Annotated in this window: 25 protein-coding genes; 15 read left to right on the forward strand and 10 right to left on the reverse strand. The window is 69.8% G+C overall.

Annotation, left to right across the window (positions count from 1 at the left end; translation table 11 throughout):
• Window positions 1-16: 16 nt before the first annotated feature.
• Window positions 17-973, reverse strand: coding sequence for a GlxA family transcriptional regulator (locus Aph01nite_RS05480; protein WP_204039635.1), 957 nt, complete (start codon window positions 971-973; stop codon window positions 17-19).
• Between the two features lie 242 nt (window positions 974-1,215).
• Here Aph01nite_RS05480 and Aph01nite_RS05485 point away from each other — a divergent pair, with 242 nt between their 5' ends.
• Window positions 1,216-1,656, forward strand: coding sequence for a DUF6010 family protein (locus Aph01nite_RS05485; RefSeq protein ID WP_204039636.1), 441 nt, complete (start codon window positions 1,216-1,218; stop codon window positions 1,654-1,656).
• 29 nt (window positions 1,657-1,685) lie between these two features.
• Here Aph01nite_RS05485 and Aph01nite_RS05490 read toward each other — a convergent pair whose 3' ends face one another.
• Complete coding sequence (locus tag Aph01nite_RS05490; protein WP_204039637.1) at window positions 1,686-1,970, reverse strand: YiaA/YiaB family inner membrane protein; 285 nt, start codon at window positions 1,968-1,970, stop codon at window positions 1,686-1,688.
• Between the two features lie 120 nt (window positions 1,971-2,090).
• Window positions 2,091-2,672, reverse strand: a complete 582-nt coding sequence (locus Aph01nite_RS05495) for a TetR/AcrR family transcriptional regulator (RefSeq protein WP_239161411.1) — start codon at window positions 2,670-2,672, stop codon at window positions 2,091-2,093.
• Between the two features lie 91 nt (window positions 2,673-2,763).
• Between Aph01nite_RS05495 and Aph01nite_RS05500 the strand changes: the two genes are divergently transcribed.
• From Aph01nite_RS05500 to Aph01nite_RS05530, 8 genes are all read left to right on the forward strand, one after another.
• Window positions 2,764-3,780 carry an aldo/keto reductase gene (locus Aph01nite_RS05500; protein ID WP_204039639.1) on the forward strand — a complete coding sequence of 339 codons (1,017 nt, stop codon included), beginning with the start codon at window positions 2,764-2,766 and terminating at the stop codon, window positions 3,778-3,780.
• A gap of 144 nt (window positions 3,781-3,924) precedes the next feature.
• Window positions 3,925-4,200 carry a DUF4242 domain-containing protein gene (locus tag Aph01nite_RS05505; RefSeq protein WP_204039640.1) on the forward strand — a complete coding sequence of 92 codons (276 nt, stop codon included), beginning with the start codon at window positions 3,925-3,927 and terminating at the stop codon, window positions 4,198-4,200.
• Between the two features lie 31 nt (window positions 4,201-4,231).
• Window positions 4,232-6,013: an AfsR/SARP family transcriptional regulator gene (locus Aph01nite_RS05510; RefSeq protein WP_204039641.1), complete on the forward strand. Its 1,782-nt coding sequence runs from the start codon at window positions 4,232-4,234 to the stop codon at window positions 6,011-6,013.
• Between the two features lie 153 nt (window positions 6,014-6,166).
• Window positions 6,167-6,586 (forward strand): hypothetical protein, encoded by a 420-nt coding sequence (locus Aph01nite_RS05515; RefSeq protein ID WP_204039642.1) that lies wholly within the window; start codon window positions 6,167-6,169, stop codon window positions 6,584-6,586.
• Between the two features lie 3 nt (window positions 6,587-6,589).
• Entirely contained in the window at window positions 6,590-6,814 is a 225-nt protein-coding gene (locus Aph01nite_RS05520) for a helix-turn-helix transcriptional regulator (protein ID WP_204039643.1), read from the forward strand.
• 78 nt (window positions 6,815-6,892) lie between these two features.
• Window positions 6,893-7,015: a hypothetical protein gene (locus tag Aph01nite_RS42045; protein WP_275418577.1), complete on the forward strand. Its 123-nt coding sequence runs from the start codon at window positions 6,893-6,895 to the stop codon at window positions 7,013-7,015.
• Window positions 7,016-7,336: 321 nt separating this feature from the next.
• Window positions 7,337-8,950, forward strand: coding sequence for a hypothetical protein (locus Aph01nite_RS05525; protein WP_204039644.1), 1,614 nt, complete (start codon window positions 7,337-7,339; stop codon window positions 8,948-8,950).
• Window positions 8,951-9,023: 73 nt separating this feature from the next.
• Window positions 9,024-9,482: a hypothetical protein gene (locus tag Aph01nite_RS05530; protein ID WP_204039645.1), complete on the forward strand. Its 459-nt coding sequence runs from the start codon at window positions 9,024-9,026 to the stop codon at window positions 9,480-9,482.
• Window positions 9,483-9,552: 70 nt separating this feature from the next.
• Here the strand turns inward: Aph01nite_RS05530 and Aph01nite_RS05535 are convergent, their stop codons facing one another.
• From Aph01nite_RS05535 to Aph01nite_RS05550, 4 genes are all read right to left on the reverse strand, one after another.
• Window positions 9,553-10,356, reverse strand: coding sequence for a hypothetical protein (locus Aph01nite_RS05535; protein ID WP_204039646.1), 804 nt, complete (start codon window positions 10,354-10,356; stop codon window positions 9,553-9,555).
• A gap of 78 nt (window positions 10,357-10,434) precedes the next feature.
• On the reverse strand, window positions 10,435-11,214 hold the full coding sequence (locus Aph01nite_RS05540) for a hypothetical protein (RefSeq protein WP_204039647.1): 780 nt from the start codon (window positions 11,212-11,214) through the stop codon (window positions 10,435-10,437).
• Between the two features lie 201 nt (window positions 11,215-11,415).
• A complete protein-coding gene (locus tag Aph01nite_RS05545; protein WP_204039648.1) occupies window positions 11,416-12,483 on the reverse strand; it encodes an endo-1,4-beta-xylanase in 1,068 nt (355 codons plus the stop codon).
• A gap of 186 nt (window positions 12,484-12,669) precedes the next feature.
• A complete protein-coding gene (locus tag Aph01nite_RS05550) occupies window positions 12,670-15,774 on the reverse strand; it encodes an ATP-binding protein (protein WP_204039649.1) in 3,105 nt (1,034 codons plus the stop codon).
• A 76-nt stretch (window positions 15,775-15,850) separates the two neighbouring features.
• Here Aph01nite_RS05550 and Aph01nite_RS05555 point away from each other — a divergent pair, with 76 nt between their 5' ends.
• Genes Aph01nite_RS05555 through Aph01nite_RS05565 form a run of 3 tightly spaced genes read left to right on the forward strand, consistent with a single transcriptional unit; the run spans window position 15,851 to window position 19,330 of the window.
• The gene (locus Aph01nite_RS05555) at window positions 15,851-16,702 is read left to right on the forward strand and encodes a class I SAM-dependent methyltransferase (protein WP_204039650.1); all 852 of its coding nucleotides are present in this window, start codon (window positions 15,851-15,853) and stop codon (window positions 16,700-16,702) included.
• 8 nt (window positions 16,703-16,710) lie between these two features.
• Window positions 16,711-17,676, forward strand: a complete 966-nt coding sequence (locus Aph01nite_RS05560; RefSeq protein WP_204039651.1) for a carbon-nitrogen hydrolase family protein — start codon at window positions 16,711-16,713, stop codon at window positions 17,674-17,676.
• A 58-nt stretch (window positions 17,677-17,734) separates the two neighbouring features.
• On the forward strand, window positions 17,735-19,330 hold the full coding sequence (locus Aph01nite_RS05565) for an SMI1/KNR4 family protein (protein ID WP_204039652.1): 1,596 nt from the start codon (window positions 17,735-17,737) through the stop codon (window positions 19,328-19,330).
• A 129-nt stretch (window positions 19,331-19,459) separates the two neighbouring features.
• On the opposite strand, the gene Aph01nite_RS05570 is transcribed toward Aph01nite_RS05565, so the two are convergent.
• Entirely contained in the window at window positions 19,460-20,332 is an 873-nt protein-coding gene (locus Aph01nite_RS05570; protein ID WP_204039653.1) for an NAD(P)H-binding protein, read from the reverse strand.
• Window positions 20,333-20,444: 112 nt separating this feature from the next.
• Between Aph01nite_RS05570 and Aph01nite_RS05575 the strand changes: the two genes are divergently transcribed.
• From Aph01nite_RS05575 to Aph01nite_RS05585, 3 genes are all read left to right on the forward strand, one after another.
• On the forward strand, window positions 20,445-21,374 hold the full coding sequence (locus tag Aph01nite_RS05575; protein WP_204039654.1) for an AraC family transcriptional regulator: 930 nt from the start codon (window positions 20,445-20,447) through the stop codon (window positions 21,372-21,374).
• A gap of 66 nt (window positions 21,375-21,440) precedes the next feature.
• Window positions 21,441-21,860: an SRPBCC family protein gene (locus tag Aph01nite_RS05580; protein WP_204039655.1), complete on the forward strand. Its 420-nt coding sequence runs from the start codon at window positions 21,441-21,443 to the stop codon at window positions 21,858-21,860.
• Between the two features lie 275 nt (window positions 21,861-22,135).
• Window positions 22,136-23,551, forward strand: coding sequence for an acyltransferase family protein (locus Aph01nite_RS05585; RefSeq protein ID WP_204039656.1), 1,416 nt, complete (start codon window positions 22,136-22,138; stop codon window positions 23,549-23,551).
• A 332-nt stretch (window positions 23,552-23,883) separates the two neighbouring features.
• Here the strand turns inward: Aph01nite_RS05585 and Aph01nite_RS05590 are convergent, their stop codons facing one another.
• Together Aph01nite_RS05590 and Aph01nite_RS05595 are read right to left on the reverse strand one after the other, a co-directional pair.
• Complete coding sequence (locus tag Aph01nite_RS05590; protein ID WP_204039657.1) at window positions 23,884-24,405, reverse strand: SRPBCC family protein; 522 nt, start codon at window positions 24,403-24,405, stop codon at window positions 23,884-23,886.
• Window positions 24,386-25,048, reverse strand: a complete 663-nt coding sequence (locus Aph01nite_RS05595) for a TetR/AcrR family transcriptional regulator (RefSeq protein WP_204039658.1) — start codon at window positions 25,046-25,048, stop codon at window positions 24,386-24,388. Before Aph01nite_RS05595 ends, Aph01nite_RS05590 begins: the two co-directional genes overlap by 20 nt.
• Between the last annotated feature and the right edge of the window lie 88 nt (window positions 25,049-25,136).

A 25,136-nucleotide genomic window follows, 5' to 3' on the forward strand; every position in this document is an offset into this window, starting at 1 on the left:
TGATCCCCTCCCGGCGTCAAGGTGTTGAGGCGTTCGTCCGGAAGGAGGAACGGTAGGACTGCGGCGTGACGCCGACGACGCGTTTGAACCGGTCCCGGAACGCGGTGGCCGAGCCGAACCCGGCCTGCGCGGCGACGCGTTCGACGCCGTGGTCGGTGGTCTCCAGCAGGAACTGCGCACGCCGTACGCGGGCCCGGAGCACCCACTGCAGCGGGGTGGTGCCGGTCTGCTCGCGGAAGCGGCGGCTGAAAGTCCTCCCGCTCATCCCGCATCGCAGGGCCATCTCCGCCAATGTGACCTCTTGGGCGAGATTGTCCTCAATCCACGACAGCGCCGGCTCCAGCAGCGAACCTCGGGGCACGGCGGGCTGGGCGTGGACGATGAACTGCGCCTGGCCGCCCTCCCGTTCCAAGGGCACCACCGACAGCCGGGCCGAGGCTGCGGCGACGGCCGAGCCGAAATCCCGCCGGATGAGATGCAGGCACAGGTCAAGGCTGGCGGCGGCCCCGGCCGAGGTCAGGATCTGGCCGTTGTCGACGTAGAGGACATCCGGTTTCACCTCCACTCGCGGGAACATCGCGGCCAGCTGAGGTGCCGCCGCCCAATGCGTGGTCGCGCTCAGACCGTCCAGCAGCCCGGCCGCCGCGAGGGTGAACGCGCCCACGCAGATGGAGGCGATTCGGGTTCCGGCGCCCGCGGCCGCGCGCAGGGCGTCGAGGACCTCCGAAGCAGGCGGGCCGGCCTGCTCGGAGCACCCCGGCACGATGATCGTGTCCGCCTCCGGCAACGTCTCCAGACCATGCGGCGCGATGAGCGTGAACGCGTCCCCGGCCACCTGCGGTGCCACGGCGCAGACCAGGACCCGGTACGGCCGGCGCCCGTCCGCCAGCCGAGCCCGCCCGAACACCTCGATCGGCGTCGCCAGGTCGGCCGCCACCACATGATCCAGAGCCAGGACCGCCACCGTGTGCATGCAGACACGGTAAGGGAGGTCTGCGGCCACAAGGGATCGGGCGGCGGCGGTCCGCATCGCCGGGACCGGTTGGCGAAAACTCGTTGGAGATTGTCGATTCAGCCCATGGGACGACCCTCGATGGTCGATCTAGCCTGGCGCTGCCGCACCCTCGTGGCCTGGCGCGATACGCCTCACGGGGAAGACCTTGATCAAACCCGCCTCCGCTGAATCGGCCTTTTCTCCGAACGGATCACCACACCATGACCGTCATCCTGCCGATCGCCATCGGGCTGATCTGCGTTGCCCTCATGTCCCAGCTCCGCGAGCCGCATCGACGCCAGGTCAACGCCGTGCTGGTCGGCGGTGCGGGCGCCGCCTACCTCAGCGGAGGCGGACTCGGGTACTGGGAACTCGTCCTGCCGGCCGTCATGACCTATGTCGCCTACCGGGGGCTCACGAACTGGACCTGGATCGGCATCGGCTGGCTGCTCCACACCGCCTGGGACGTCGTGCACCACCTCAAGGCGAGCCCCATCCTCCCCTTCGCCGAACACTCCTCCCTCGGCTGCGCCATCTGCGATCCGGTTCTGGCCCTGTGGTGCTTCGCGGGCGGGCCGTCGATCTTCGACTGGGCACGTGCCCGCCTGTCCCGCACGCCGGCGACGCCGATCGGCCCCGCCGGCGGGAACCCACACTCGTGACCCCCGCTCGGGCGGTGCCGGCGTACTGGCTAGTCGGAGCGGAAGGGGTCGTGCTCGGCGAGGAGCTTGTCCAGCCGGGCCTGGTCCACCCGGGTCACCACCGCGGCCTCCTCCTGCCGGTCGCGTACGCACTTGGCGAGCGTGAAGCACGAGGTCACCACGTAGAAGACGCCGACCGCGAAGAACGCGCGGATCCAGGCGTCGACCGGCAGGTAGGCCACTCCGATCGTGAGGGCGGAGAGCGAGAGCCCGAAAGAGATCACGGACTGCATGTAGAAGGCGGTGGTGGTCTTGCTCGGCACTGGTCTGCTCATAGACCAATCGTGACCAGTCACCGCTCATCGGACATGAGCTCAAGTACTTAAGCTACCGCTGAGTAATCGGTGGATCGGTCGTGCGGCAGGCTTTGAGAGACGACGACGTGCGCAGGGCCGTCACTGGTCCGGGGCGTGCGCCGAGGCGCGGTAGCGCATGCCGTCGACCAGGAGAGCGACCATGCGCCTGCTGTAGGCGACGCCGTGCTGAGAGAGGGTGGCGACGGCGTAGAGGAGATCTTCGGAGCTGATCCCGGCCCGGATGTCGCCACTCGCCGCCGCGGCCTCGAGCAGCCTCCCGAGGGTGGGCCCCAGGCGGCCCATGAAGTAGCCGGGCAGGGACTCGAACGCCGGATCGCCCGAGTGGAGGGCGGTGGCGAGGCCGCGTTTGGTCGCGAGGAACTCGGTGTAGCGCAGCAGCCACCTCGCGAGGGCCTCCCCCGGCTCGTGGGCGGCGCTCAACGCCGGGGCGGCGTCGGCGGTGGCGTCGACCTCGCGCCGGAACACAGCCTTGACCAGGTCGGATCGTTGCGGGAAGTGCCGGTAGAGGGTGCCGACGCCGACGCCGGCCAGGTCGGCGATCTCCTTGGCGGGGGCGTCGACACCGGACGTGCCAAAGACGGTTTTCGCGGCCTCCAGCAGGGCGTCGACGTTGCGCTGCGCGTCGGCGCGCAGCCGGCGCGGCGCCGGGGTGTCCGTCACGGGGCTCCTTCGTTTGCCTAAGCGGAAAGCCTTTCCATATAGTTCCGGAAAGGCGTTCCGCTTCAACCTACCCTCTGTCAGGAGGATTCGCATGCGTTACCGCACGCTCGGCCGGACCGGCATCAAGGTCAGCCCGTACGCGCTCGGCGCGATGATGTTCGGCGCCATCGGCAACCCCGACCACGACGACGCGATCCGCATCATCCACAAGGCGCTCGACGCGGGGATCAACTTCGTCGACACCGCCGACGTCTACTCCCAGGGCGAGTCGGAGGAGATCGTGGGCAAGGCGCTCAAGGGGCGCCGGGACAACGTCGTACTGGCCACCAAGTTGTCCCGCCCGATGGGCGACGATCTCAACCAACGGGGGAATTCGCGGCGCTGGATCATGAGAGCGGTGGAGGACTCGCTGCGCCGGCTGCGGACCGACCACATCGACCTCTACCAGATCCACCGGCCCGACCCCGACACCGATGTCGAGGACACCCTTTCGGCGCTGACCGACCTGGTCCGCAGCGGGAAGGTCCGGGCGATCGGATCGTCCACGATGCCCGCCTCCGACATCGTCGAGGCCCAGTGGGTGGCCGAGCGGCGGGGCCTGGAGCGGTTCCGCGCCGAACAGCCGGCCTACTCCATCCTCAGCCGCGCCATCGAGTACGAGGTGCTGCCGGTCGCCCAGCGCTACGGGATGGGCGTCCTGGTGTGGAGCCCGCTCGCGAAGGGGATGCTCACCGGCCGCATCCGCAAGGGTCAGGCGACCGACCTGCGCCGCGTCGGCCTGTTCCGGCAGTTCCGGGACGAACGCATGCTCGACGTCGTCGAACGGATCGTGCCGGTGGCCGAGGAGGCGGGGCTGCCGATGACGCATCTCGCGATGGCGTTCGCGATCGCCCATCCCGGCGTGACCAGCGCGATCATCGGGCCGCGCACGATGGAGCAACTCGACGACCTGCTCGCCGGCGTCGACGTCACCCTCGGCGACGACGTCCTCGACCGAATCGACGAAATCGTGCCGCCCGGCACCGACGTCGGCCCGCGCGACGAGGCCGCCTACCTGCCCCCCGCCCTCCTGGACCCGAGCCTGCGGCGAAGGCCCGCGGCCCGGTAACAAGGGCGCACCCCGCCGCTACCTGCCATCGCGAGCAGGAGAGGGCTTGACCGTTCCCGTTCGGCGGCAAACGATCGGTCAAACGCCGTCGGCGAAGGCTGGTCGCACCGGGGTCGCGGGACCCCGTACAACAGGAGGTGCGCGATGCCGAAGTTCGTGATCGAGCGGAGAATCGAGGGGATCGGCGGCTCGACCGAGGAGGAGTTGCGGGCGATCTCGCAGAAGTCCTGCGCGGTGCTCGGGGAAATGGGGCCGAAGGTCCAGTGGATCCAGAGCTACGTGACGGTAGACAAGATCTACTGCGTCTACCTGGCCGACGATGAGGAACTGGTGCGCGAGCACGCGCGCCGCGGCGGTTTCCCCGCCGACAGCGTGGCGGCGGTATCGGCGGTCATCGATCCCGCGACGGCCGAGGGCTGAAGCGGCGGGAGCGTACGGAGAATGGCGACGGATGACGTTCGAGATCCATCTGCTCGGCCCGCCGCGTGTCGTACGGGGCGGGACAGCGATGCCGGCGCCCCGGGGCCGCAAGGTCTGGGGCCTGCTCGCCTACCTCCTGCTGCGCGAGGCGCCGGCCACTCGGGCGCACGTGGCCGGCCTGCTGTTCCCCACCGCCGATGACCCACTGGCCGCGTTACGGTGGGCACTCTCGATGCTGCGCCGACTGGTGGGCGACCCGGGCGTGTTCCGGGACGACCCGCTGACCTGCGCCTGGGCCGAGCCGCCGGTGGTCGACGTCCTGGCGTTGCGCTCGGGCGGCCCGGCCCAGGCGCGGGCGCTCGGCGACCTCGGTCAGGACCTGCTGGCGTCGATGGACTTTCCCGGCTGCCCCTCGTTCGAGATCTGGCTCGACGCCCAGCGCCGACATGCCCGGGGCGCCGCCGAATCGCTCCTGCGTGAGGCCGCGCTTGCCCGGCTGGCGCGCGGCGACGCCGACGGGAGCGCCGACCTCGCCGCGCGCCTGGTGGCCCTCAACCCCTATGAGGAGAACTTCCAGGCGCTCCTGGTGCGCTCCCTGGCCGTCGGCGGGCGTGGCGTGGAAGCGGCCCGGCAGGCCGCCGCCTGCCGGGAACTGTTCCGTACAGAACTGGGCGTCGAGCCCGGTCCCGCCCTGGACGCCGCGATGACCGCCACGACCTCGACGCCGACGGCGGGCGCGGTCACCGGCCGTCCCGCGGTGCGAGCGCTGATCGAGGCGGGCGAGGCGGCGATCGGGGCGGGCGTGCTGCAGGCGGGACTGCACTGCTTGCGCCGGGCGGTCACGGACGCCTCGGCGCTCGGCGACGGCGCCCTGACGGCGCGTAGCCTCGCGGCGCTCGGCTCGGCGCTCGTGCACGCTGCCCGCGGCAGCGACGAGGAGGGCGCGACGGCGCTGCACCGCGCCCTCGCCTGCGAGGAGGCCGAGCCGGCCACGCTGGCGAAAGTCCTGTGTGAGCTGGCCTACATCGAGTTCCTCCACGGCAGGTACGACCGGGTGGAGGTCTGGCTCGCCCAGGCCGACGTCGTGACCACCGAACCCGCCCAGCGTGCCGCCGCCCTGTCGGTACGCGGCAGCACCCTCAGCGACCTGGCCCGGTACGCGGCCGCGCAGCACGCCCTCGGCCAGGCACTCGACTTCGCGCGGGACGAACGCCGCCGGTCGTACGTGCTCTCGATGATCGGCCGGGCGCACCTGCTTCGCGGCGAACTCGCCGCGGCCGCCGAGACGCTGGACGAGTCGATGGCCCGGGCCACCGCAGCCGGATGGACCGCGTTCATCCCCTGGCCGGAGGCACTGCGCGCCGAGATCGACCTGCGGTGCGGCGACCTCCCGGCGGCGCGGACCCGACTGGAGCACGCCTTCGCCCTCGGCTGCCAGATCGGCGACCCCTGCTGGGAAGGACTGTCGGGACGCGGGCTCGGTCTCCTCCTGGCCGCACAGGGCGACGCCGGCGGCGCGGTCGAGTCCCTCCTGGACGCCCGGCGGCGGGCCTCGCGACTGCCGGACGGCTACGTCTGGGTCCAGGCGTACATTCTCGACGCGCTGGCCGGCATCGGCATCGCACGCCACCTGCCCCAAGCCGGGACGTGGGTTGCTCAACTCGCCGCCATCGCGCAACGCAGCGGCATGGCAGAGCTCACCGTCCGGGCCGCGGCCCACCGCTGGCGACTCGGCGACCAGGCCGGACGCGACGCCGCCCTCGCGCTCTGCGCATCCGTGGACAACCCCATCCTGGCCGGGCTCCTCACCTGAGTGCCCCACACGCCCGTACGCGTCGTCACCGCCGGTTCCGTCAGGTGGACAACCGCGCACCGGTCGAGCGCCGGGTGGAGTAAAGAATTGTTGACATCACGTCTGTGCTGCTTTACCTTGGCAATGTCAAGTTTGTTGTACATGGGAGCGAGCATGTCCTCCGAAGAGAAGCGCACGTGGATCTACGTCGTGGTCGCGGCCGGCGTAGCCGTGGTCTACTTCGCGACCGTCCTGTCGAAGGTGCCGGGAACGGATGTGTCCACGATCGCCTACGTGTGGCCGATGCTCACCGCGATCGGTGTCGGGATCGCCGCGAACATCGTCCTGAACATCATCGCCGCGGTCCTCTCGCCAAGGGAGGCCGACAAGACCGACGAGCGCGACAAGCAGATCAACCGGCTGGGCGAGTACGTCGGGTTCTACGTCATGAGCATCGCCGCGCTCGTCCCGCTCGGCCTGGCGATGGCGGAGATCGAGCAGTTCTGGATCGCCAACACGCTCTACCTCGCGTTCATCCTGGCCGCCCTCGCCTCTTCAATCGTGAAGATCGTCGCGTACCGGCGAGGTTTCTAGCCCATGGCCAAGCCCACCAAGGTCACCAACGCGATCCGAGCCCTGCGATTCGCCCACGGGGAGATGACGCAGGCCGAGCTGGCCGACCGCGTCGGCGTGACCCGCCAGACCATCATCGCCATCGAGCAGGGCCGCTACTCGCCGTCACTGGAGATGGCCTTCCAGATCGCCCGCGTGTTCGGGGTGCCGCTCGACGACGTCTTCCAGTACCCCGACACCGAGGACTAACCGCCACACCCCTACCACCGGCGCGCGGGGCACCGCCCCGCGGCCTTCCTCCTTCACGCCCAAAAGCAAGGGAGAAGCATGGACACCCCTCAACACCTCGCCCGGATCGCAGACCTCTTCTGCCCGATCGCGGCCCTCTGCGCCATGGCCGACCGGCCGGTGACTGCCGACACCGTCGTTGCATCGGGGGTCGCCGGATGATCACGGGACTCTCACGAGCCGGCTCATCGGAGGCGGCGCCGGCTATCTGCTCGGCGCGTTCATCGTGCGCCTCGCTCCCGAGGCACGCGTCGTCGCTGAACTTCTCGCGGCGCCCCCGCGCACGTAGGCGAGTTCTGGATGGTCGGCTACCTGCTGGTCCGCGGCGTCCGCCGTCGCGCGCTCCCGGAAGCACCATGAGGGGTCCCCGCTGGACGCCCTGCCGCGACTATTCCCGGCAGGGCGTCTACTCAGGATGAAACGGCACATTGTTCAGCTTATATGTATCGATTATTCAGCATTGACGCTATAGCATCCGAGCCCGTGACCAGTCAGTTCTTACCCGAAAGTTCCGGCGCGCAGGTCGATGGCCCCGCGTCGAAGAGCACGATTTCGACGGAGCGGAACGAGTCGGCGCCCACGAGCCCCGACCAACTTCGGCTCTCGGACCGCTCGATTGCCATGCTGCTGGGTCTGATTTCGCTGGTGGTCTACGCGTTGGCCGCACGCCTTCGGCTGGTGAACGGTATTCCCCAGGGAGACGAACCCCACTATCTCATCGCCACCGTCGCACTTGCGGAGTACCATACTTTCGATATCGGCGTGGTCTACGACAACCGTGACTACTTGTCGTTCTTTCCAGAGGAAATCGAAAGGCACCTCTCCCCGGACGAGAACGGCCAGATGCTGCCCTGGCACAATTTCGGCGCCCCGCTGCTCTGGGTGCCGTTCTTCTTGCTGTGGGGACGTGCCGGCGCCACTGGATTCATGGTGGTGGTCGCCGTGTTGACGGTTCTCCATGTGTTCTGGTTCCTCAGGGAACTCGGTATCGTCCGCCTGTACGCGACCCTCACCGCCGGACTGTTCGCCGTCGGCACGACGATCTACGTCTACTCCAATTCGTTGTTCACCGAATCATTGGCCGCCCTGCTCCTGCTCTATGCGATGCGAGTGATATGCCGGAGAGATAACTCATCGGCGAGTCTCTGCCTGGCATCGATGTCGCTGGGCTACCTGCCGTGGCTCAACGGCCGCTTTCTCGCCCTCGCGCTTCCCGCCGCCCTGCTCCTGCTGTTACGCGTCCGCCGTTCGGGCAACGGAGACGGCATCCGGGCCTACTCGTGGGCGTTCGGGCCGATGTTGCTGCTGTTCGGTGCGCTCGGGGCATTGAATTACCTTTGTTTCAACACTTTCCACCCGTCACCGGGAAATGGCGTGAAAGGAGTCGGGCCACTTCAGATATCGCCGGTCCGGGGGCTCGCGGGATTATTGTTCGACCGCGAGTTCGGCCTGTTCCCGAACTTTCCCGTACTGGTCTTCGTGGTGATCGGTATCGGGCTGGGGATCCCCTGGGTACGCTGGCAACTCGATGCCGCGGTGGGCTTCGTCGCGATGCCGTACGTGCTGGCGACCGCGACGTACTCGGAGTGGTGGGCCGGCTTCGCCCCGCCTGGCAGGTACCTCGCGGTCGTGGTGCCACTGCTCGCTTTCTATGTCGCGGTGACGCTCCAGCGAATCCACCATTGGCTGGCGATTCTCATCGCGGCGATCACCGGACTCGTCGGCTTCGCCTTCAACTTCGCCACCGACTTATACCCCGGAGATCGTTTCCACTGGCCCACACCTCCGAACCAGGCCATGTCGAACCTGGGCCGGCTGCTCGACCTTCCAATAGCGGAGTACCTGCCGGGACTGAGCGTGTCCAAGGACGATCCGATTCCCATGGACGAGGCCATACTCACTGTCGGGTGGGCGCTGGTCATCGCCATGCTCGCCGCGGCTGTCTGGATTTTCGAGAATGCTCCACCTGAGCGCGTACCCCCTCTCGACCTGCGGCTTTTCCCGAATCCACCAGGCCGCCGCAGAACAGCGTCCTCGCCGGCCGGCCCCGAAGCGGTCACAGCGGAAAGGCCGCCGGCCTCCCGTCCACCCACGTAGCCGCCGATACGGATAGGTCATCCGACCGATGTCCTCCCCGCCCCTCGCAGGGAGCATTGGAGCCAAAATCAACGTGAGAATTCCGGAAACCATTCACATGGAAATCAGACGAAAATTAACCGCACTGGCGCTGGCCGGAGCGATGGTCCTGGCCGCGATTCCCGCAGGGCCGGCGCACGCCTCGGCCCAGACCGCGTATGCCGGGAGCGTATCCCTGAGCATCACCCCCTCGAGCCCCTACGTGTACCTCGTGCAGATCTCCGGTACTGCCCCAAGCGCCCAGACCTCGACGTACATGTACGGCCTGTACGGTAACGACTTCCCGAAAGCAGACCACCTGCTGCGCATCGGGATGCTGGGGCCCGCCACCACTGAGCCGAACGGCACTTTCACCCAGTACTTCCTCGTCACAGGCGACATTCTCGACGAAGACAGCGGAGTCTTCCTGGACGAGATCTACGCGTTAGTCCGGTACGACACACCGCTTCCGGTGCGTTCCGCCAGAAGCAACACGGTAGTCGGCTCGTACTGACCCGAGAGTTGTGGAGGATGGGCGGCAAGCCATGCCGCCCATCCTCACCGGATCGGTTGCCGTCCGCCGATCAGCGGTTGAGGTCCTTCTCGTCGGCCACCGCGTCGGCCGGGGGCGCGGAAACGGAGACCTTGGCACCCCAGTTGTAGAGACGGGTGACGGAGCTGTAGTCGACGACGGTTCCGTCGCCGACGGGCATCCGCAGCTTGACGCTGAGGCGGGTGATCAGGCCCTCGGAGTTGAGCGAGAAAGCGTAAGTGATCTTGGAAATCTGGCCGCTCTCGCTCTTGCCGCCAGGGCCGTACTGCTTGCGGAACACCGGTGAGAGCGCCGCCATTTTCGCGCTCGTGGTGGACCCCTTCACCACGCCACCGCGGACGGAAGCCGCCCTGGCGATCAGAGTCTTGACCGTGTTCGGTTCGAACACGCTGATGATGATCCCGCTGGGAACCGGGGGGATCGGCCGCTTCCGTACCCAGTACTTGCCCTCCGGCAGCCCTTCGCCAGCCCGGGGTCCCTGCACGTACGTCACCTTCGGCAGCGAGATCACCCTGCCGGGGCGCTCCAGGCTCTTCTTCGTCTCGCGCTCATCCTTGCTCGACTCGTTGAAGTAACCCTTGTCGTAGCGCGTCTTCTCGCTGAGATCCGAAGCCACCGCTCCCTTCGCACCGAACCGGACCGCTCCCAGCTCCTGGGTGACAGTCCCCTTCCCGCCTTTGACCCGCACCTGCAGCACCGTCTTGAGCTTGACGCCCCGCCCTGCGACGAACTGCGCCTGCAACGCCTTGATCGGATCAACTTTGGCTTGTGCCGGTCCCCCGGGCACCAACAAGGCGCCCACGATCAACATCGTCCCGGCCATGGCTCGCTTCACGCGCTTTCCTCTCTCATATTCGCGCGCGAAAGTCTCACGACGCCAGATCACATCGTGATCACGAACACCACGAGGCGGTCAGCAGCCCACGCGCTTGGTGCTCAGGGCGATGTCGTCCATCCACACGTCGTAGGAGGCCGGGGTCGGATCGCCCTGGTAGAGCTGCCAGCCCAGCTTGACGGTGTCGAAGCGGGGGAAGAGGAAGTCCACCGGATTGCCGCCGTGGTCGTGGGTGGACACGGTGAGATCGGGCTTGGGTACCCCGTCGAACCACAGCGAGACGCGGTTGTCGGTAGCGTCCATCCGCCACTCGACGCACTGCCAGGTCCCGGCGACGGAGGGCGCGCTGGTCCGCCAGTTCGTCCAGTCCCCGGTGGGACCGCCGTCCGCGCCGACGCCCCAGAACTGGGCGCCGCCGTGGGGCGGCGGGGCGTACTGGCCGCCGAGCGGCCGGACGATCTCCGGTCCGGCGCCGGTCGCCTCGACCAGCGTGTAGTGCGCCCAGTCGGGCGCCGTCGGGAACGCGCTGACGCGCAGCCGTACCCGCCCGTAGAAGCTGTTGCCGGGCGCCGCGAAGTCGTCCACCTTCAGGAAGGCCCGCCCGTTCCCTTCGGTGTGCACACGCAGCACCTTCTCGCCGTGCCTCCCCGCCCGCTCCACGGTCAGCGTGCCGTGTTTGGTGTCGATCCCCCACCGCAGGCTGCCGGCGGCCCCGACGGGGAGAGACTGGAAGTCCTCACAGAAGAGGAACGTCCCCTTCGCGCAGCCCCGTGCCGGAGCCGAGGCGGAGACCGCCGGCACCGCCGTCAGCGGCACCACCAAGAGGGACCCAAGAGCCAGGGACAGCCACGTACGCACGAGAACTCCCTTTTCCGACGACGGTAAGCGAGGTGTACGGTACGCCGCCCCACCCCGATCAGCAGAGATCGATCGACGCCCTCCGCCAAACGGGCCTGGTCAGACGCGGACGGCCCAGGAAACTTTCGTCTTCGACATCCGCGGACGGGCATGAAAGGGGCCGAACCGGATGAGGGTTCGGCCCCTGGAGTGCCCGGTGGATCAGTGACCGGCGCGGAGCACGGCCTTGATCGCGTCGTAGGCGGGTTTGCGGAGCAGGTTCTCGTCCCACGGATGGGCGGCGCCCTCACCGGGGAAGAACTGGGGGATCCACGAGTACTTGTCGGTGTAGTCCCACACGGTGATGCCGACGCAGCGGCGTACGGCCAGGCACGCCCGGGTCACATCCGCGTACCACTGGGCCTGGGTGGCCAGCTTGGCGTCGTCGGCCGGCAGGATCATGCGGATGTCGAGTTCGGTGATGGCGACGTCGAAGCCCAGGTCGGCGAAGCGCTGGAGGTTCTCCCGCAGCGTCGTCGGGAACCCGAACTGCAGCGCCAGGTGCCCCTGGACGCCGAGGCCGTGCACCGGCACCCGGTCCTTCTTGAGCTGCTTCATCAGGTTGTAGTAGGCGTCGCTCTTGGGGCCGATTCCCTCGATGTTGTAGTCGTTGAGGTACAGCTTGGCCTTCGGGTCCGCCTGGTGCGCCCAGCGCAGGGCGTCGGCGATGTAGCCGGGGCCGAGCGTGTTGTAGAAGAGCGTCTGACGGTAGGTGCCGTCCTCGTTGAACGCCTCGTTGACGACGTCCCAGGCGAGGATCCGCCCCTTGTACTGCTTGACCACCTTGAAGATGTGGTTCTTCAGCACCGCGCGCAGTTCGTCGGCGGTCCAGGTGGTCGTGGTCAGCCACTCGGGCAGCTGGTTGTGCCAGATCAGCGTGTGCCCGCGGAAACTCTGCCGGTGCTTGCGGGCGAAATCGAAGATCTGATCGGCCAGCGTGAAGTCGAAAACGCCGCGCTGCGGCTCGGTGGCGTACCACTTGAGCGCGTTGCCGGCGACGTTGTGGTTGAACTCCTCACCCAGGATCTTGAGATAGTCGGGATTGGTGAACTGGGGGTTGTTGTCGGTGGCGGAGCCGAAGTAACGACCCCTGGCCTCGGCCAGTTCGCCGAGCGTCTTCTTCTTGTGATGGTCCCCGCCGCCGGCGGAGGCGGGAGCGGCGATCGCCATGCTGAGGCTCACCGCGGTGAGCACGACGGCCAGGCGCGTCCCTAAACGGGAATGTCGCATAGGACTGTCCTCCGGAGGATCAGGCTCAGACGTGGAACAGGTCCCGAAACATTTCTATGACAAATAGAAACGTTTCCGTCCGGAGGATAGGCGTCCTCTCCCAAGAGGTCAACGATGTTCTTGGAGGGGTGCACCTGAACAGCGGAGATGCTTCTGCCGTGCCCCTTGAAACTTTCCGGACGACCCCTACCCTCCCGCTTCGTAGCGGCAGATTGTCCCGGTACGGATGCTGCGGTTGAGGTGGGTGCCGAGTTCGGGGTGGGCGTCGGAGATGCGGCGGATGGCGTCGCGGATGCGAGCGGTGACGGCCTTGCGGGCGCGTTCGGCGGGAGTGGGGCCGAGCGGGCGGGAGGCGCCGTCCGGGCGGGTGGCGCGGCGGAGTTCGGACAGGACCTGTTCGCGTTCGTCGGTGGCGCGTTGGTGGCGGGCCAGGTCCCCGTGGGTCTTGGCGGTGGTGATTTCGTCGTCGAGTTCGGCCAGGCGGCGGCGGTAGGCGGCCAGTGCCGTACGGTCGAGCACGGGGTCAGGGCGGGTGACAGTGGTACGGCCGGTCGCGGCGAGGTCGAGGGCGGGCAGGTCGGTGTCCGGATGGGCGAGCAGGGTGGCGAGGTCGCGTAAACCCTTGGCGTCGCGGAGGTAGGCGGTGTGGCCGCGATAGGTGGCCTGCCACATGTCGCCAACCCGGTGAAGACGGGGAATGTCCGGGTTCGGGGCGACGGATTCGCGAAGGTCGCCGAGAGCGGGGGGCGACTGGCTGGTTTCCGCGGCCCGGGTGCCGAGCGCGGTGAGCGCCTGGCCGGTTTCGGCCTCCCAGGCGTGGGCGCCGAGGCGGCGGTGGGTCCGAAGGGCGTGGCGCAGCCAGTGGCGGGCGGGTTCGGGCTCGTCGAGGGCGGCGTACAGGAGTCCGGCCCGGTGAGCGTGGGCGCCCATGAAACAGACGAGGGCCGCGTTGACCGCGCAGGTCTCCGCGAAGGGAAGCAGGTCGTCGAGAAGCCGCCGGCAGAGCGGGAGATCGCGTACGGCGATGGCGGCCGTGACCATCTCGCCGATGAAGATGGACCACAGGTAGGAGCGGTCGCTACGCCAGTCCTCCAGCGCCAGCACGGTGTCCAGCTCCCGGCGCGCCGCGTCCAGGTCGCCGGCCCGCGCGCGGAACCCGGCCGCGACGGCGTGGGCGTGCGCCGGGACGCCGATCCACCAGGCGACCGCCTCGCCGGCCATCTCCCGCAGCTCGGCCGGACGGTTGCGGGCGCGGACCACCTCCAGGCGCTGGGACATGCGCACGTTGCCGGTGTCGCTGTCGCCGACGCTCTCCCCGAGGGCGGCGGCCTCGGCGGAGAGCCGCTCACCGGTGGCGATGTCGCCGTCGAGCAGCGCGAGCGCGGCCTCCCGGGTGCGCAGCAGGTAGTCGTGGCGAGGCTGGCGCAGCCGAGCGGTCACGTGCGCGTACTCGGCGAAGGTCGCGCGGAAGGCCGCCGAGGCGTTCTCCAGCTGGGCAGTCGCCGACAGCAGCAGGGCCTGGGCGTGCCGTTCCCGGTCGCGGGCACGCCCGGCCAGGCCGGTGATCTCGGCCGCGATGGCGCCCCTGGCGACGGCCGTGCCCGGGGTCCACAGGGTGTCGTGCTGGGCGAGCAGGCAGCTGGCCAGTGTCGCGGGGTCGTCCAGCGTACGGGCGATGGCGACCGCGCGTTCGGCCAGCGGGCGGGCCTGCGGCCGGTCGGCGGGCACGGAGTGCTGGAGCTGGCGGGCCAGGGCCGCGGTCACCGTCGCCTCGGTGGTCGTGCCGGTGCCGTCCAGCGCCTCCCGGGCGGCGGCGAGCACGGCGACGAGGTCGGCGCGGGGCATGGCGAAGCGGGCGTCGACGCGGTCCAGGCCCAGCGCCACCGCGCCGAGCAGGTCGGCCCTGCCGGTGACGGCCGCCCTGGTCCACGCGGTGTCCAGCAACTCCCTCGCCCGTACGGCGTCGCCGGCCCTGAGGCGCAGGTCGGCCTCGGTGGTGAGCAGGCCGACCAGGTCGGTGCCGGACAGGCGGAGGCCGGCGGCGGCGACCGCGGCGCGCAGCCGGGTGACGTGACCGGCGGCCTCGGCGAAGGCGAACCTGGCGGTGTCGGCGCGGGCGGCGGCGTGCGTCCAGGCCACGGCGGAGGCGGTGTCCGCCACCGGGAGGGCGGCGGTGAAGTGGTGGGCCAGTTCGGCCTCGAACACCGGGCCGCCCCGGTCGTACCGGTCCAGCAGGGCGAGCGCGATCCGGTGGTGCAGGTCCAGCCGGCGCGCCGGTTCGAGGGCGGTGACGATGGTCTCCCGGTACAGGTCGTGGACGAACCGCCCGGCCGGGGTGAGGATCCCGGCCGCCGCCGCCTCGGCGACCAGGGCGGCGATCCGGGGGCCGTCGTCGCCGGTGACCTCGGCGAGCACGTCGGGCAGCAGTGTCGTGCCGGCCGCCCGAGCTGTCACCGCCGCCGCGTCCAGCAGCGCGGCGCAGTCCGGGGACAGGCGGGCCAGCCGTCGGCCGATCACGTCGCGGACGGCCACGGGCACGTCCGCCGCGGTGCCCCCGGTGGCCAGCAGCCGGCACAGCTCGCGGGCGTAGAACGGGTGGCCGCCGCTGCGCTCGTGCACGATCCGCACCCACTCGTCGGGCGCGGCCGTACCGGTCACGGTCTGGGCGAGGCCGGCCACCTCGCCGGCGGACAGCCCGCGCAGGATCACCAGTTCCGCGCTGCCCGCCAGCTCGGCCAGGGCGGCGGTGACGCCGGGCGGCGGTTCGTGCGGACGGTACGCGCCGACCAGCAGGACCGCGCCCCGCTGCGGCGCGCCGGCCAGGAACCGCAGCAGGTCGACGGTGGACTCGTCGGCCCACTGCAGGTCGTCGAGGATCACCACCACGGGCGCGGCGCGGCGCAGCAGCCGCCCGGCCGCGTCGAAGATCCTGACCCGGCTCACGGTCCCGTCGGCGCTGTCGATGCCGGGCAGTTCCGGCAGGATCGCCCCCAGCTCGGCGGCCGTCAGGTCCGGGCGCCGCTCGATCAGCGCCCGCAGCGCCTGGGTCCACGGCCACCACGCGGGGGCCTGGTCGCCGTCCCAGCAGGTGCCCCACACGACTGTGCCGCCGGCGGCGGCGACCTGGTTGGTGAACTCGGTCAGCAGCGCGGTCTTGCCGATCCCGGCTTCGCCGGTGACCAGGACCAGCCCCGCCCAGCCGGGGATCGCGCCGCCCGGGGTGGCGGTGACGGCCTGGTAGGCGGCGGTCAGCCGGGCCAGCGGCTCGGCACGGCCGATGAAGACTGGCATCCCTGGATTATCCCCCGCGCAAAAGTGCCAGTCCGTTTCTGGCGGGAGCCACTCCCGTTCTGGCGCGTACGGGATCGTGACGACATTCAACGCGCAGCAGTACAAGAGCACGACACGGGCCCAGTGGGAGGATGCCGCAGAGGCGTGGGACCGGTGGGGCCCGTTCATCGAGAACTGGCTCGGCCAGGCCACGCGGCGCATGCTCGACGCCGCCGGGATCACGACCGGCAGCCGGGTCCTCGACGTGGCGGCCGGCGCCGGCGGCCAGAGCGTGGCCGCCGCGCGGCGGGCCGGGCCGAGCGGGCACGTGCTGGCCACCGACATCTCGCCGGCCATACTCAAGTACGCGGCCAAGGCCGCCGCGGACGCCGGGATCGCCACCATCGCCACCCGCGAACTCGACGGCGAGCACCTCGACGTCACCCCGGACGGCTACGACGCGGTCATCTCCCGCGTCGGGCTCATCTACTTCCCGGACCAGCAGGCCGCGCTGGCGGGGATGCGCGCCGCCCTGCGCCCCGGCGGGAAGCTCTCCGCCGTGGTCTACTCCACCGCCGACCGCAACGGGTTCTTCTCCATCCCCGTCGGGATCATCCGCCGCCGCGCCCAGCTGCCGCCGCCCGCGCCCGGCCAGCCGGGCCCGTTCAGCCTCGGCACCCCGGGCGTGGCGGAACAGGTCCTGGCCACCGCCGGGTTCAAGGAGGTCACGGTCGAGACGGTGCCGTCCCCGGTGCGGATGCGCGGCGCCGACGACTGCGTACGCTTCGAGCGAGAGTCGTTCGGGGCGCTGCACCAGATGATGTCCGGCCTGTCCGAGGCGGAACGGGAAGACACCTGGACCGAGATCGGCCAGGCCCTCGCCCAGTTCGAGGACCCCGAGGGATTCGTCGGCCCGTGCGAGATGCTCGTCGTCTCGGGTGTGCGGTGAGGCGCGCCGTGACCACGGTGAGAGTGGCCGCCGTGCAGGCGGCGTACGTGCTGATGGACCAGAAGGCCTGCCTGGACCGGAGCGTCGAGTTGCTGCACCGGGCGGCCGCCGCGGGCGCCGGGATCGTCGTGCTGCCGGAGGTGTTCATCCCGGGCACCCCGTTCTGGATCGACTCCCGGCCCATCTGGGACGGCGACGAGGAGTGGTACGCGCTGCTGGTCGACCAGGCCGTTGTGGTGCCGGGCCCGGTCACCGACGCCCTCGGCGCCGCCGCCCGCGACACCGGCGCCTACCTGGTGATCGGCGTGCAGGAACGTGAACCGTACGGCGCCACCGTCTACAACACCACCCTGTACTTCGGCCCCGACGGCGCCCTGCTCGGCAGGCACCGCAAGCTGATGCCCACCGGTTCCGAACGCACCGTGTGGGGCATGGGCGACGGCTCCACCCTGCCGGTCCTGGACACCCCCTTCGGCCGGCTCTCCGGGCTGACCTGCTGGGAGAACTACATGCCGCTGGCCCGCTACTACCTGTACGGCCAGGGCGTGGACATCTGGACCGCCCCCACCCTCGCCCCCGGCGACGGCTGGATCGCCACCATGCGGCACATCGCCCTCGAAGGCCGCTGCTACGTCATCGGAGTCAACCCCTGCCTGCACATGGACCAGATCCCGGCGGACTTCCCGAACCGCGACCGGCTCTGGAGCCGTGAAGCCAACGGCGAGTGGGTGGACGGCGGCAACAGCGTCATCATCGACCCCGCCGGGACCATCCTCGCCGGCCCGTCCCGGCACGAGGAGACCATCCTGTACGCCGACCTCGACCTCGCCCGCGTGCACGCGGCCCGCCGCAAGTTCGACCCGACCGGCCACTACAACCGGCCCGACATCTTCCAGCTGTCGGTGGACCTCCGCCCCCGAACCCCCATCCGCCCCCTCGAGGAGCCGCCACCGGCCACCACGGCCCTTCGATGACGAGCCGTCCAGCGGGCTCGTCGTCGTGACCGGGCCCGCTGATCGATAAGGTACTGCGGTGATCGGGTTTGGCCGCCTTCGTCCTGTACGGCTGACGCTCGCCGTCGTTCTCCTGCTGGGCGGCCTGGCCGCGAGCGGACCTCCGGAGTTCGAGATCAAGACGATGGTCTGCTCCTCCGTGGGCTCCTCGATGTCCTGCGGAGACCCCGAGCTGGAGGCCCAGCTGAAGGCCCAGATGCTCACGCCCGATCAAGCTCGTGCCATCGGCTGCCCGCCCGTTTCGTTCGAAGACGAGGAACCCACAGACCCGCTGCAGTTCTATCCGGGCGAGGAACCCACTCCGACGTACACCCCGCGCTCACCCGATCCCGCGATCGCCACCCGGGTCAACCAGGCGTGGACCCGGATCGAGACCTGGTTGGGCGCGCACGCGTCCGCCACGCTGCGCAAGCTGAAGTTCGGCGCCGAGCCCGCCGACCTGGCCCAGTGGGAGCAGACCCGCGACCGCAAGCTCCCCGACGACCTGTACGTCTCCTACCTGCGCCACAACGGGGCCGACGGCAACCTGGGCGCCGGCTTCCAGCTGCCGCCCAGCCACGGCCTGCTCGAGGTCTACGACATCGAGTACATCAACTGGGGAAACTGTCAGAGCATCGTGATGTCCGGTGACCTCTCGGCCGCCGATCCGGAGCACGGCCACTGGCACGGCAGTTTCCTCGCGATCGGCTCGGACGGGTACGGCCGGGAGCTCTTCATCGAACCTCGCACCGGCCGTGTCGGTGAGGCCGCGTACGACAAACCGGTGAGCTATGACGGCCCCATGGGCTGGCCGTCCTACGTGGAGATGCTGGAGGCGATTGCCGTCGCCCTCGAATCCGGTACGCCGCTGCGGGGCTGGCACCCGGTGGTCGATTCCGGCTGCGAGCTGCGCTGGGCCGAGGAACCCGGCGAACCCCGCCCGGGATGCGCCGGTGGTCCCCGCCCGACCCCGACGCCCACCGTGGAGCCGACCCCCGAACCGCCCAGCGCCGAGGAGATCGCGGCCACCGGCTGCCGTCCCGCCCGCCGCGCGGCCGCGATCCGCCCGGTCGCCCCGGACGTGGCCGCTCGGGTCGACGCGGTCTGGCGGCGGGTCGAACGGTGGCTCGCCCGCAAGGCGCCCGTCACCTACAAGAAGCTCGCGCGCCCGGCCACTCCGCGGGCCATCGCCAAGGCCGAGGCGGCCATGGGGATGCGATTCCCCGACGACCTGCGCGCCTCTCTGCTCCGTCACGACGGCGGCGGCTCCTGGGGCTTCGGCCCCGCCCCGTTCTATGAGCTGACGTCGGCCAAGCACATCCACTCGGACTGGAAGATGCTCTGCGGCCTCGTCCTCGACGGGGCGTCCGGGGAGCTCGACACCAGTTGGTGGGACGGACACCTGATCCCCTTCGCCGCGGCTCACGACGGCGGCAACCTGTTCATCGACAGCCGTACGGGCAAGACCGGCGAATACTTCAACGAAACGGGCCTGACCTACGAAGGCGACGTGGTCTGGCCGTCCTACCTCGCGCTGCTCAAGGCGACGGCCCGATCGCTGGAGACCGGTAAGCCCATCCGAGGCTGGCGACCGGCCGTGGACAAGGGCGAACTGAACTGGGACCAGGCATCCTGACCACAGCGACATCCGTGCGGGTCGCGGCCGACCGAGCCTGCGACCCACACGGTGGTACGTCTGCCGTGTTTCCGCGTACTCGCCCGTCGAAAGCGTCGCTGATCACCGCGAAGGCCCGGAACGCCCGGTTCAGATCGTGCCGATGGACTTCGCCAAGTGGCGGAGGGTCTCCGGCAGCTCGGTCCGGCCGGTCAGGCGGCGGTCGCCCCTGAGCTGGAGGATGCCTCGCCGCTCGGCGTCGTACAGGCCCGCCAGCTCCTCCGCGAGCCGCGGCGGGAGGCCGCCGTCCACCAACGCGGCGGCCCAGCCCGGCCGCGGGATGGTGACCACCTGGAGTGGCCGGCCAAGGATCGCCGACAGTTCCTCGGCCACCTGGCGCTCGGTGTAGCTCGGGCCGTCCAGGTCGACGACCTCGGAGGCGCGGGCGGGGGTGAGGAGGAGGTCGGCGACCACACCGCCGATGTCCCGGGTCGCGATCATCGGCGTGGGCACATCGGCCGAATCGGCGAAGACCGGATAGAGGCCCGCGTGGAGCACGGCGCCGAGGAGCAGCTCGACCTTCTCCTGGAAGTGGCCGGAACGGACCGCGGTGATCTGGGCGCCCGACGCGCGCAGCCCGTTCTCCAGGTGGTGCAGCCAGCGGATGGGACCGGTGCCGTCGGCCAGGTCGGCGCCGACCGAGGACAACATCACCACGTGGGGAACCTGGCTTTCCCGCACCGCACCGGCGATCGTGTCGGCCATCGTGCGGTGGGCGGCGTCCGGGTCGGCGGCGGCCGTGTCGGTCGGCAGCAGGACGAACGCTCCGGCGCAGCCGCGCAACGACTCCGCCAGCGTCTCCCGGTGGGCGAAGTCGGCCACGGCCACCCGCGCCCCCGCGGCCGCCCAGTCGGCGCCCTTGGCCTGGTCGCGGACCACCGCCCGCACCGGCTCCCCCCGGCGCAGCAGCTCACGTGCCGCCGCACCGCCCACGTGGCCGGTCACTCCCATGATCGCGTACATCGGAACCTCCGTCAGGTCGTCCTTGTGTCGGTACGACCAGTACACGCGGATCAGATGAGACGATCCATGTTCGTCACGCTTGAATCCATGTCTGTTCGTCTAACATGAAGACGTGGATCCGCTCGCAGACCTCCTCCAGGGCGTACGTGCCCACAGCGCGGCCTTCTGCCAGGCGATCCTGCAGCCGCCGTGGGCACTGCGCATCGCCGACGGGGCCAGGCTCGCCCTCGCCACCGCCCTGCGCGGGCACGCCTGGATCGTGCCCGACCAGGGGGAACCGGTGCTGCTGGGCACCGGCGACGTCGCCATCATCAAGGGCCACGCCCCCTACACCGTCGGCGACGACCCGGCCACTGCGCCCGACATCGTGGTCAACCCCGGCAACCGGCTGACGACGCCCGACGGCGCCGACGTCACCGATCAGCTACGTCTGGCGCCGCGCACCAGTGGGTACTCCCTCGACGGGTCGACGACCGTGGCGAGCGGCACGTACCAGGTCGACGGCGAAGTCAGCGAGCGACTGCTGAACGCCCTGCCGGACATCGTGCTGGTGCGCCGGTCCGGCACACCGTCACCGATCATGGAACTGCTCGCGCAGGAGGTCAGCGGCGAAGGGCCCGGGCAGCAGATCGTCCTGGACCGGCTCCTGGACCTGGCGCTGATCGCGACCCTGCGCGCCTGGTTCGCCCGCCCCGAGGCGCGGGCGCCGGGCTGGTACCGAGCGCAGAGCGACCCGCTGATCGGGCCGGCGCTGCGGCTGATCCATGACGCGCCGGCGCATCCGTGGACGGTGGCGTCGATGGCCGGAAAGGTGGGTGCCTCGCGGGCGACCTTCGCACGCCGCTTCTCCGACCTCGTGGGCGAGCCGCCACTGACGTACCTGACCGGCTGGCGGATCGCGCTGGCCGCCGACCTGCTGCGTCACTCCGACATCACGATCGACTCAGTGGCCCGGCAGGTCGGCTACGCGAACGCGTTCGCGCTGAGCGTCGCCTTCAAACGGGTCCGCGGGGTGTCCCCCAGCGACCACCGCGCCGCGTGACAACCCCCCATAATTCGCCCCGCACTGGACACGCCACTTGGGTGCCCCCGGCTTCAGGAGATCATCATGGCCAGCACGACCACATCCGCCGACCTCGCCGCCTCGCCGGACCGCGTCTGGGCGCTCATCGGCGGCTTCGACTCGTTACCCGACTGGCTGCCTGCCATCACGGGCAGCGAGCTCCTCGAGGGTGGCCGCGTCCGCCGGGTCACCACCAAGGACGGCGGCGTCATCGTCGAGCGCCTCCAACACTTCGACGAGCAGGCCCGCACCTACAGCTACTCCGCCCCCGAGCCGCCCCTCCCGGTACAGGACTACCGCGCCACCATCGCCGTACACGAGGTTCCCGGCGAACCGGAAAGATCCCAGGTGGAATGGTCCGCCAGTTTCACCCCGGCAGGGGTCGCCGAAGAGGAAGCGATCGCCATCGTCAACCGCGTCCTGAGCGGCGGCCTCGACGCCCTGCGGCGAACACTCGACGCCTGACGCCCGCGCGACTCCCGGCCTATCCCTCACCACTGAGTGAGACCGGGCCCCAGCAGCGTCGCCGGTGTCACCGGCGCCCAACCGGCCCGCCGAATGATGAGACCGCTACATGTGGGCGCGCTGGATCCCGGGCTGTGACCGGCCCGGGAGCAGGTGCGTGCGGACACGGGCAAGCCATCCGTCCATGTTCCCGCCTGCCGAGCTCTCGTGAACGGCCAGCGAGGGTAGGAGTCTAGTACTACTCACTTTCACGAGGCATTTACGACATGGACGGCATGGGCGCCGTGTCGCGGGGGATTCGGCGGCGTGCTGAGAAGACGCCGCCGTCACGGGAGCGGTTCATCGATCTGCTGCGGGGAGTCTCGATCCTCGCCGTGGTCCTCGGGCACTGGCTGGCGACGGTGGTCGGCTACGACGAAGACGGTGAATTGACCGCCCGGTCGGCGCTGCCCTATCTGCCGTGGGCGCACCCTCTCACCTGGGTGCTGCAGGTGATGCCGGTGTTCTTCTTCGTCGGCGGGTACGCCAACGCGGTATCGCTGGCCGCGGAACGCAGGCGAGGCGGTAATGCGACCGAATGGCTGCTCGGCCGGGGCGGCCGGTTGATCCGCCCGACCACCGCCCTGGTGCTGGTCATGGCCGCCGGCGCGCTGATCGCCCATTTGTTCGACGAGGACCCCGCCCGGGTTCGCCTGGTGGTGTGGTTCGCCTCGATTCCGCTGTGGTTCCTGGTGGCGTACCTGGTCGTGGTGGTGCTGACGCCGGTCATGTACGCCCTGCACCGCCGGTACGGCCTGGCGGTTCCGGTGGCGCTGGTCGGCCTCGTCGCCGCCGGCGACCTTGCCCGCCTGCTCGGCGAGCCGTTCTACGGCAACGGCAACTTCCTGTTCGGATGGCTGGCCATCCACCAGATGGGGTTCGCCTGGCGCGAGGATCGGCTGAACCGTGTGAGTGTCGCGCTGGCGTTGATGTTCGGCGGGTTCTGCGCGTTGCTGGTGCTCACGCTTGCCGGCCCGTACCCGATCAGCATGATCGATGTGCCGGGTGAGCGGCTGCACAACATGTCGCCTCCAAGCCTGGCCCTGCTGGCGGTGGCCGCCGTCCAACTGGGGACGGCCCTGCTGCTGCGTGACCGGGCTGAGCGGTGGCTGCGGCAGTCGCGTGCGTGGCTGGGAGTGATCGCTGTCAATGCGGTGATCTTGACGATCTTCCTGTGGCACATCACGGCCGCGATCCTGGGCTTGGCAGTCCTGCATTTCGCGGGCATCCTGTCCACTCCCAGCGTCGGCTCGACGGCCTGGTACGCCTGGCGGATCCCCTTGCTGATCATGTTCAGCCTCGTGCTCGCGCTCCTGGTCGCGATCTTCGGATCGATCGAGGTCCGCGCCGCCCTCCGGCGAGACCGGCTGCCCCGCGGGATCCCGCTCAGCCTGGTCCGGGCAGTCAGCCGTTCAGCGCCACGCTCGGCACTGGCCGTGGCCGGATTCGCCGGGGTTGCGTCGGGGATACTCGGCAACAGCTTGCTGCCCAGCACGAGCCCTGCCTTGTTCGGGTGGCCGACGCCGGCACTGATCGCCTACCTCTCCGGCGCGGCGGCGCTGCGCCTCCTCCGAGCGACACCACCGGACGCGAGCTCCCGGCCGGAGCCCCCGGCCACTGGCGACACATGCGAGCGGCGTCTGCCTGACTAAACGAGGATGGCTCCTTGGGTTTTAGTCATGGAGTCGAAGATTTGCGGCCAACAGTGAAAATCGGGATTAGATCGAGGTCAAGCGTCTGGACGAGCACAGAAATCGACTCGCACGATGGGAGGGAACGGAAAAGGCGGAGTCGCAACCACACCTGGCGTCCGCCATCCAGTAAAGGATCTCAAGCCTTCCAAGGTGGGCCCGGCCACAAGCCGGCCAGGCCCACCTCCCATTGAGCTATCCGCCCGGCCAAACCGATCGTGCTGTCAAAGAAGGCAATCCTTGCCGCCGATGGCCTCAGCCGGGGAATGTGCAGGTCGAGTACACCCTTCACGTCATCGCTGTCCGGGCGTGTGATGACCGGGCATCGCCTCCTGCCGTGCCTCTCGCTCGGCGGTGGCGCGGAGGCGCTCCAGCGTCTGCTCCATGCCCTCCCGCAGCTCCGAGCGCCGGTCCCGGCAACCGAACAGGCGGCCGATGATGAACCAGCCGATGCGCGTGATGGGGTCGGTGACCTCGTAGGACTCGGTCACCGTGGTGCCGTCGCCATCGGGGGTGAACCGGTAGCGCCACACGACGGTGCCGGCGAACTTCTCGGTGCGGGAGAAGGCGAACTCCTCCCCCGGCCGTACTTCCAGGACGACCGGCCGGTTCCGCCACGAAGGGCCGCGCCGCACCTTGTTGACGGCCTCGAAGCGCGCACCGACCGCGGGCCCGGTGGCGCCGTCCAGCCAGGTGCACTCAAGGATCTCGGGACTGAACTCGGGGGTCCTGGTGACGTCGGCGACGAGCCCGTACACCAGGTGCGGCGGGGCGTCGACGTGCATGGTCACCAGGTCATGGTCGAGGGTCTGCATCGGAGCCTCCAGTGGGCGAGTAACAGGCGAAGTACATGTCGAGGGCGGTCTCGGTGAGGCTGGTGAACTGGCCGGTCTCGTAGCCGACCGCCGGCTCGTTGGCCAGTTGCTGGGAGATCAGGCCGCTCACCACGACCGTGTAGAGCCGCAGCGCCGCAAGGTCCGCCGCGTCGGGACGGAGTTCGCCGAGGCGGACCGCCGCCGCGAACTCGTCGCGGACCTCGGCCATCTGCGCGACGCTCGCGGCGAAGGTCGCCTCGGTGGGGGCGAACCCGGGCACCGGCCGCCAGAACAGCAGCTGGGCCAGGGCGGGGTTCTCCACCGCCCAGCGGACCAGCGCGGTGGCCGAGGTCCGCAGGCGCGCGACCCCGGGGGGCTGCCCTTCCGTGGCGGCCCGCATGGCCGCGTCGCTGCGCGCCAGCCCTCTGGCGAACAGCGCGTCGTACAGCGCGTGCAGGGAGGAGAAGTACTTGTACAGGGATGGCTGGCGCATGCCCAGCCGCCGTGCGACCTCGGAAACCGACAGGCCCCCGACCCCGGCCTCCTCCATGATCAGCACAGCTTCGTCGAGCGCCTGGTCGATGGTCTGGCGGCGGTGGGCAAGCCGTCGCGCGTACGGTTCAGGACTCGAACTACTAGCCATGGCTATAAGATATAGCCATGGCTAGTCTCTGTCTATGCTTGGCAGGATGTGCCCGAAGCAGGACCCCTTCGACGGCCACTGAGCCGAC

This window comes from Acrocarpospora phusangensis, from assembly GCF_016862995.1.
GTDB classification, from domain to species: Bacteria; Actinomycetota; Actinomycetes; order Streptosporangiales; family Streptosporangiaceae; genus Acrocarpospora; species Acrocarpospora phusangensis.

Bases quoted from the DNA above. Each gene is read 5' to 3' on its own strand.
- Aph01nite_RS05480 (WP_204039635.1), bottom strand. From the start codon at position 973: ATGCACACGGTGGCGGTCCTGGCTCTGGATCATGTGGTGGCGGCCGAC.
- Aph01nite_RS05485 (WP_204039636.1), top strand. From the start codon at position 1,216: ATGACCGTCATCCTGCCGATCGCCATCGGGCTGATCTGCGTTGCCCTC.
- Aph01nite_RS05490 (WP_204039637.1), bottom strand. From the start codon at position 1,970: ATGAGCAGACCAGTGCCGAGCAAGACCACCACCGCCTTCTACATGCAG.
- Aph01nite_RS05500 (WP_204039639.1), top strand. From the start codon at position 2,764: ATGCGTTACCGCACGCTCGGCCGGACCGGCATCAAGGTCAGCCCGTAC.
- Aph01nite_RS05505 (WP_204039640.1), top strand. From the start codon at position 3,925: ATGCCGAAGTTCGTGATCGAGCGGAGAATCGAGGGGATCGGCGGCTCG.
- Aph01nite_RS05510 (WP_204039641.1), top strand. From the start codon at position 4,232: ATGACGTTCGAGATCCATCTGCTCGGCCCGCCGCGTGTCGTACGGGGC.
- Aph01nite_RS05515 (WP_204039642.1), top strand. From the start codon at position 6,167: ATGTCCTCCGAAGAGAAGCGCACGTGGATCTACGTCGTGGTCGCGGCC.
- Aph01nite_RS05520 (WP_204039643.1), top strand. From the start codon at position 6,590: ATGGCCAAGCCCACCAAGGTCACCAACGCGATCCGAGCCCTGCGATTC.
- Aph01nite_RS42045 (WP_275418577.1), top strand. From the start codon at position 6,893: ATGGACACCCCTCAACACCTCGCCCGGATCGCAGACCTCTTCTGCCCG.
- Aph01nite_RS05545 (WP_204039648.1), bottom strand. From the start codon at position 12,483: ATGCGACATTCCCGTTTAGGGACGCGCCTGGCCGTCGTGCTCACCGCG.
- Aph01nite_RS05550 (WP_204039649.1), bottom strand. From the start codon at position 15,774: ATGCCAGTCTTCATCGGCCGTGCCGAGCCGCTGGCCCGGCTGACCGCC.
- Aph01nite_RS05570 (WP_204039653.1), bottom strand. From the start codon at position 20,332: ATGTACGCGATCATGGGAGTGACCGGCCACGTGGGCGGTGCGGCGGCA.
- Aph01nite_RS05580 (WP_204039655.1), top strand. From the start codon at position 21,441: ATGGCCAGCACGACCACATCCGCCGACCTCGCCGCCTCGCCGGACCGC.
- Aph01nite_RS05585 (WP_204039656.1), top strand. From the start codon at position 22,136: ATGGGCGCCGTGTCGCGGGGGATTCGGCGGCGTGCTGAGAAGACGCCG.
- Aph01nite_RS05590 (WP_204039657.1), bottom strand. From the start codon at position 24,405: ATGCAGACCCTCGACCATGACCTGGTGACCATGCACGTCGACGCCCCG.
- Aph01nite_RS05595 (WP_204039658.1), bottom strand. From the start codon at position 25,048: ATGGCTAGTAGTTCGAGTCCTGAACCGTACGCGCGACGGCTTGCCCAC.